Source organism: Synechococcus sp. Cruz CV12-2-Slac-r (assembly GCF_024346075.1).
Lineage (GTDB): Bacteria > Cyanobacteriota > Cyanobacteriia > PCC-6307 > Cyanobiaceae > Synechococcus_D.
In genome coordinates this window covers 1-2122 of the sequence record NZ_JAGQEK010000225.1, presented here as the reverse complement: position 1 = coordinate 2122, position 2122 = coordinate 1, and the positions used below count along the sequence as shown (strand labels likewise).

The following is a 2122-nucleotide window of genomic DNA, read 5'->3' as shown; positions in this document are numbered from 1 at the left end:
GAGGGCCTCATTTAGGGAAAGTGCAGTGTTCATGGCTTTACTCCTTCGCCGAGGCTCCAATTAGGTACTAAATCAGTGCGGCGCAATACCCCCTCCAAGCTCACTAAACAAGGATCCAGGAGAGGGTCTTCTGGATCAAGCTTCATTTCTCCAGATTTTGAAATCAGCACTTCAAGCAGTGCTGCCACATTGCGGGCATAGAGGCTGCTGGCGTGGTGAGGCACCGAGGCTGGCAAACGATCAGCACCAATCACCAAAACGCCCTTGTGATTAATGGTTTCACCAACTTGGCTCAGCTCACAGTTGCCCCCCTGGGCCACGGCAAGATCTACAACCACTGCCCCCGGACGCAGCAATTCAGTGATCTCCTTTGTGAGCAACAAAGGCGCGGGCCTTCCCGGCACTTGAGCAGTACAAATAACCATGTCGATATCCCCAAGTTGTTCGGCTAGGCCCTGGCGTTGAGCTTCTAAAAAAGTGGCGGTTGCCTCTTTCGCGTAGCCCCCTTGTTCGCCGGGTACGCCTTGCACCGGGGGCTCAATAAATCTGGCACCAAGAGATTCAACCTGTTCCCTGGCGGCGGCCCTCACATCACTAACTTTCACCACGGCACCAAGACGACGGGCGGTGGCGACAGCTTGCAGACCTGCTACACCTGCCCCAATTACAAGCACCTTGGCCGGTTGCACCGTGCCGGCGGCAGTCATGAGCATCGGCATGTATCGATCAAGGGCCGCCGCCGCAAGTAACACCGCTTTATATCCAGCGATATTCGCTTGAGAAGAAAGCACGTCCATGCTTTGAGCCCTGCTGATGCGGGGCAGCAGTTCCAAGGAAATGGCAGACAGCTGCTGCTGCTGAAGCAACTGCAGCAGGTTGGCATTGCCGTGAGGTGCCAGCTGACCAACAACCAAGGCACCAGCTGAAAGTTTGGGCTGTGCGTTGTTTAAGGGTCCAACTGTGAGCAGCAGGTTGGTTTCGGCCCAAACAGAGTTTTCTTTGGGGGAAACCAGCTGGGCGCCAGCAGAAACGTAACTTTCGTCTGAAAACCCGGAGGCAATACCGGCGCCCTTTTCAACTGTGCACAACAGCTGGCGCTTACTCAAACTCTTTACAGTGTCTGGGCTGCCAGCCACTCTTGTCTCCCCTCCTTCTTCTAGGGGAATCAGCACCTTGAGCATGGGCAGCATCGAATTTTCTACCATTCACAACAACGTTTATGGGATTCGGCCACCCCGAAGGGCAGCTTGTGTGGGCTTGCGCACAGCGAAATGCTTCTTTGCACTGCTGAAATGCGCCAGAAGAGATCAAGTTAGATAATCTTGGCTTTGCTGAGGACCAACCCAATCATGAAGTCCATCGACGAGCACATCGCCAAAGACCAAGACAAAATCACCGAAGCTCGCGCCAAGGGCGACGAGGGAATGGTGCGGCACCTGGAGGAAGAGCTGGAATCCCTGAAGGAATTCAAAGATCACCATCCTGAAGATGATCACGACCCCACATCACTGGAGATGTATTGCGAAACCAATCCAGATGCAGCTGAGTGCCGTATCTACGACGATTAAGCCTTGCTTAATAGTCTTCGTTGAAGGAGGCCGGGGTGTCTGTTATGCGGCACACCACGGCCTCTCCAGGTTCCATTTCAACAACTTTTGCTATCGGGCGCCCAAGGTTTTTTAGTACCTCCACGTCTGCCATGGTTTGGCAGCGGGCGATTAGGGCGCCTTCTTGATCGAAGCAACAAAAGAATTTCACTGAACCAAACCAAACAAGCTCAACCATTTATGGCGAGGTTTTGCCCCTTGGGCAATGCAGAAACTATTTAAATCTGCTTCTCAGAACGCCGCAGATGTCTGTTTTGCCTGGAAACCGCCCCATTCGCACCAATTTGTCACCTTCTTGTTGACAGCTCCTAGCCATTCGATATGATTCCTTGGTGCGCAGTTCTAGGCCCCTAGTTTTCTAGGTCCTGTGATACGGTTCACAAGTCGTCGAAAGGCGACGCACCTGGACAACCGAAAAGCTTAAGGAACCGACTCTTCTGTCGCGTTTTCGATATTGCGAAAGCGGTATTGAGAACAGATATGCGATAGAGGTGTGAGGTCCCGTCAAAAAGAAA

At 52.9% G+C, this 2122-nt stretch carries 3 protein-coding genes; 1 reads left to right on the top strand and 2 read right to left on the bottom strand.

Features of this window, described 5'->3' with window-relative positions; all coding sequences use genetic code 11:
* Positions 1-29 precede the first annotated feature (29 nt).
* A complete protein-coding gene (locus KB557_RS10960) occupies positions 30-1181 on the bottom strand; it encodes an NAD(P) transhydrogenase subunit alpha (protein ID WP_255134149.1) in 1152 nt (383 codons plus the stop codon).
* A gap of 168 nt (positions 1182-1349) precedes the next feature.
* Here KB557_RS10960 and KB557_RS10955 point away from each other — a divergent pair, with 168 nt between their 5' ends.
* A complete protein-coding gene (locus tag KB557_RS10955; protein WP_255134147.1) occupies positions 1350-1568 on the top strand; it encodes a CP12 domain-containing protein in 219 nt (72 codons plus the stop codon).
* Between the two features lie 7 nt (positions 1569-1575).
* Here KB557_RS10955 and KB557_RS10950 read toward each other — a convergent pair whose 3' ends face one another.
* Positions 1576-1785, bottom strand: coding sequence for a hypothetical protein (locus tag KB557_RS10950; protein WP_261355084.1), 210 nt, complete (start codon positions 1783-1785; stop codon positions 1576-1578).
* Positions 1786-2122 lie beyond the last annotated feature (337 nt).